The sequence below is a fragment of the Paucibacter sp. PLA-PC-4 genome (genome assembly GCF_026241155.1).
Classification (GTDB): domain Bacteria; phylum Pseudomonadota; class Gammaproteobacteria; order Burkholderiales; family Burkholderiaceae_C; genus Roseateles_E.
This window is the reverse complement of sequence record NZ_JAPFGP010000059.1, coordinates 1-1,211: the sequence shown is the minus strand read 5'-3', so window position 1 is coordinate 1,211 and position 1,211 is coordinate 1. Positions and strand designations below refer to the sequence as shown.

1 protein-coding gene is annotated in these 1,211 nt (G+C 65.5%); it reads right to left on the bottom strand.

All coding sequences use genetic code 11. The features are described 5' to 3' along the window. Positions 1 to 365 precede the first annotated feature (365 nt). A partial coding sequence (locus OOZ63_RS28865; protein ID WP_266009326.1) for an IS110 family transposase occupies positions 366 to 1,211 on the bottom strand: 846 nt, incomplete at its 5' end.

Below are 1,211 nucleotides of genomic sequence, written 5' to 3'. Positions count from 1 at the left end.
CCAACTACAAGGGCTTCCCCCCAGAGTCAAGCCGAACCAATCCCTGATGGCCCGCAACGCGGGCCATTTCTGCATCTGGATTCCCTTCTAGACCATCAGCCGCCGTCACTGCGCGCGCTGGGAAGAACAACAAGGTGCGGACTGGCCAAACTACAAACGGTCATTGTTGCGGCACTCTCTGGCCGCAGACCCTGATGAAGGACGCACGCGGGGGACCCATTCGTTAGCCGGCAAGTCTTGCGCCGCCCTTGAGTTAATCGGTCACGCCCCGCGCAGGTCCAAACCTGTTGTCATCAACGCTTGCCGTCACACGGCGGTGGTTCTTTGTGTCCTATGGCTCCAATGGTTGGCGAGTTTGGGTCAGGTCATGCCGGCAAGGCAAACGCCTCTCCCTTGCGCAGCACCGCCCAAGCCATGCGTGCATTCTTGGCCGCAATCGCCACCACCGCCCGCCAGTAGCCGCGCCGCTCGGCCAAGGCCACGGCCCAGCGGCTGATCGCATCGGTCTTGTTCTTGGCAGCGGCCAGCAACGCCTTGGCCCCCAGTACCAGCAGGCTGCGCAGGTAGGCGTCACCGGCCTTGGTGATACGCCCGAGTCGCGTCTTGCCACCCGAGCTGTACTGGCCCGGCGTCAGACCCAGCCAGGCCGCAAATTGGCGCCCGCAGTCGAAGTCGTGCCCATTGCCGATCATGGCGAGCAAGCAGGTGGCTGTGGTCGGGCCGACACCGCCGAGCTGCATCAGCTGTTTGGCGCGGGCGTCGTCGCGGGCCATGGCCTGGATGTGGGCGTCGTACTGCGCCACGCGCTCGTCCAGTCGCGTGACTTCGCTGAGCAGGTCGCCGATCACGGTGTTGGCGTAGCCGGGCAGTTCCTCCAGGCACTCGCAGGCGCGGCGGCGTACGGTGGCGGCTTTGAGCGGCAGCACGATGCCGAACTCGCTGAGCAGGCCACGGATGCGGTTGAGCGTGGCAGTGCGCTGCTCGACAAACCCCTGGCGGGCACGGTGCACCATCAGGCGCGACTGCTGCTCCAGGTTCTTGATCGGCACGAAGCGCATGTGCGGGCGCTGTACAGCCTCGCAGATGGCTGCGGCATCGGCTGCGTCGTTCTTGCCTCGCTTGCCTGTCATCCGGTAGGGCGTGACGAACTTCGGCGCGATCAATCGCACGGTGTGGCCCGAGGCCTGGAACAGGCGTGCCCAGTGGTGGGC